The sequence below is a fragment of the Bacillus sp. JJ1532 genome, from assembly GCF_036965085.1.
Classification (GTDB): Bacteria; Bacillota; Bacilli; order Bacillales; family Cytobacillaceae; genus Cytobacillus.
Window position 1 is genome coordinate 1 of record NZ_JBALOW010000150.1, and the last position, 2,635, is coordinate 2,635.

General features: G+C 35.3%; 2 protein-coding genes. Both read right to left on the bottom strand.

The genetic code is table 11. The features are described from left to right. Positions 1 to 359 precede the first annotated feature (359 nt). Entirely contained in the window at positions 360 to 1,976 is a 1,617-nt protein-coding gene (locus tag V7122_RS25565; RefSeq protein ID WP_335530134.1) for a DUF4179 domain-containing protein, read from the bottom strand. Then, positions 1,954 to 2,523 carry an RNA polymerase sigma factor gene (locus tag V7122_RS25570; RefSeq protein ID WP_335530136.1) on the bottom strand — a complete coding sequence of 190 codons (570 nt, stop codon included), beginning with the start codon at positions 2,521 to 2,523 and terminating at the stop codon, positions 1,954 to 1,956. The genes V7122_RS25565 and V7122_RS25570 overlap by 23 nt, the downstream gene beginning before the upstream one ends. Between the last annotated feature and the right edge of the window lie 112 nt (positions 2,524 to 2,635).

A 2,635-nucleotide genomic window follows, 5' to 3' on the forward strand; every position in this document is an offset into this window, starting at 1 on the left:
AAAGCGCCCTTTTCTTGAATAACTAATTTATCTCTAATAGAGATAAATTCAGGAAAATGTGGATTTACAACATCAAGGAAATTCCAATATAAAAATCACACTTTCTCAGTCTCCATTCAGAACTTTGTTAAAGAATAAATACTATTTTAATAATTCCTGAACAATCTTTGTTTTCCAAAACCCAAATCCTATCATAGCACCGAGCATATTGGATGAAATCATCAATGCCAAAACTTACTCTTTTTGTTACTAATCCTCCTATTTTCTACAAAGTTATAAGCATAATAAGAAAGAAAGAAAGAAACAAAACATCCTGCTCTATAGTCCAATAGGAAAAGGGTTGCCTCAGCAACCCAAGCTTAAGACTCTTTATATAACGGGACTTTCCATTCCTTTTCTACTTCTTCATATCGTGTCACAGATAACAAATGTAAAGTGAATTCCTTAGGTATCTCTTTCATTCCATATATGGTAAGCTTCGTATTTGTCTTAAAACGACCATTTTCATCTGTCTCATCTAGAACGGACCTGCTGTGAAAAGCTTCATATGTATCTCCCTTATCATCAACTATTGCCCATGATAATAGATCTGATGACGGAACTTCCTTCCCACCCTCCATATCAATGACTAAAACCAGTTCTGTTTCAACTGGAGGAAATGTCTTTTGCAACGAAAAGTCCGTCTGCATATCCACCTTTTTAACGGTGATAAAATTGCCTTCATATTCAAATGAAAGAGGATACTTTTTTAATTCTTTCGGGTTTACATTTATTGAAAAATCCGATGGGACCGTTTTTATCACCCCATCAAGTACAAATGTAAGCTGATCTTCCTCTTTTTGAGGAATAAATGATTCATTCCATTTCATATATCCAAGCTCCCCCGTATCTTCCCCAGTTCCTTGCATAAGCCCCGAATCACTTGGATGGCCTTGATCTTGGAAGATATTAACACGATACAAGGTCTTTCCACTCTTATTTTCAATATGATACTGAATGGCTGTACCGTAGTTTGGGGCAAATGTAAAATTATTTTTGTCCCCAATTTCATTTTCTAGCTCCTGAATTTGTGCTTCCACTTTTGCTTTTTCTTCAGCTGTGAAATACGTATCATACATAATTTCATTTGAAGATGGAGCAAATTGAACTTCTTTTAAGTGAATCCCTACCCCATTATCACTCGTCTTCTGATCATGTAAAACGAGCCTCGTTGTCATTTCCTTAATTTCTTTTAAATCGATCGGGATTTCTAATTGCCAGTTTCCTCTCGTTCCATTTAATTCTGTTAATTCAAACTTAATCGTAAGTGAATCGATTGATTCATGTCCACGTAAGGAAAATTCAATCAATCCATAATCTGAATCATTTATCCAACTCATTCCAAACCCTTCACCTTCAATTGGATTTCCATCTTGATCATAAGCTAAAATGACATTTTTCCCATCTCTAAATTCTAATTGAGGATTAAGTATTTTACCATTTTCCTTTACAACTTGATAAGATAACGCAACCCTTGAAGTGTCTGCTAATACATCTTCCACTTTAAAGGTAATTCTTTGATCCATTACTTCTTGGTCGATACGCTGCGTTAATCCTGATTCAGAAGCCATTCTTAAACCTTCATCAACTTGTTCTGTTGTAAAAAATCCACCAATCCATTCCGCAAAACTAGGATTTAAAGTGGTTGTTAATCCTACTGCAAGTACACAAGCAGCTGCTATAAGCAACACCCGTTTCCATTTTTTCTTCTTTTTCTTATGTTCATATGGTTCAAGTTGATTCAAAACTTGATTTGTAAAATCATCAGGTAATGTTGGTGTCGTGAGCGTCTCCTTAATCAATTCTTGTTCTTCTGCGTACATCTTGATGACTTGCTGACATTCTTGACAAGTTTCTACATGTAATTGAATGATTTCATCGACTTGGTCAAACCCATCAAACCATTGTTCCAGTTTATCTTTCGTTGGACATTTCATGAAAATACCCTCCTTTTTCCTCTTTGATCATTTCTCTTAATTTTTTCTTGGCACGATGGAGTTTATTTCTTACCGTCGCTAAAGAAAGACTCATGAATTCACTGATTTCGCTGTAACTTTGCTCATTTACATATCGGAGGAGAAGAATCATTCGTTCATCTTCTGGAAGGCCGCCAATTAGTTTTTCTAGTTGTCTATTTTTCTCTTTTTTTAAGAAGATCACTTCGGGATGATGGAAATCCTTGACATCATCTTCTCTTATTTCAACCTGTTCCATTTTAAAACGCTTCTTTCTGAATTCATCCATACAGTGATTGATGGCTACTCGATACATCCAACTGGAAAAAGAGCCTTTTCCATCAAACTTTCCAAGCTGGCGATAAATTTTGATAAAGGATTCCTGAACTAGATCAACTGCATCCTGCTGGTTTCCTGTCATTCTTAAAATGGTTGCATATAACGGATTTTTATATTTGTTAATAATTTGTGCGTAGGCTTGTTTATTGCCCGACAGCACTTCCTCTATCCTCTGTCTTTCTTCTTCCATTTCATATAAACCTCCTGCCTGCTCACTGATTAACTCTTTCAACAAGTATAACGGGTTTAACTTACAAATCATTTCACTTTTTCAAAAAAAGAAGAGGAAAATACAAATAGGG

Bases quoted from the DNA above. Each gene is read 5' to 3' on its own strand.
- V7122_RS25570 (WP_335530136.1), bottom strand. From the start codon at position 2,523: ATGGAAGAAGAAAGACAGAGGATAGAGGAAGTGCTGTCGGGCAATAAA.
- V7122_RS25565 (WP_335530134.1), bottom strand. From the start codon at position 1,976: ATGAAATGTCCAACGAAAGATAAACTGGAACAATGGTTTGATGGGTTT.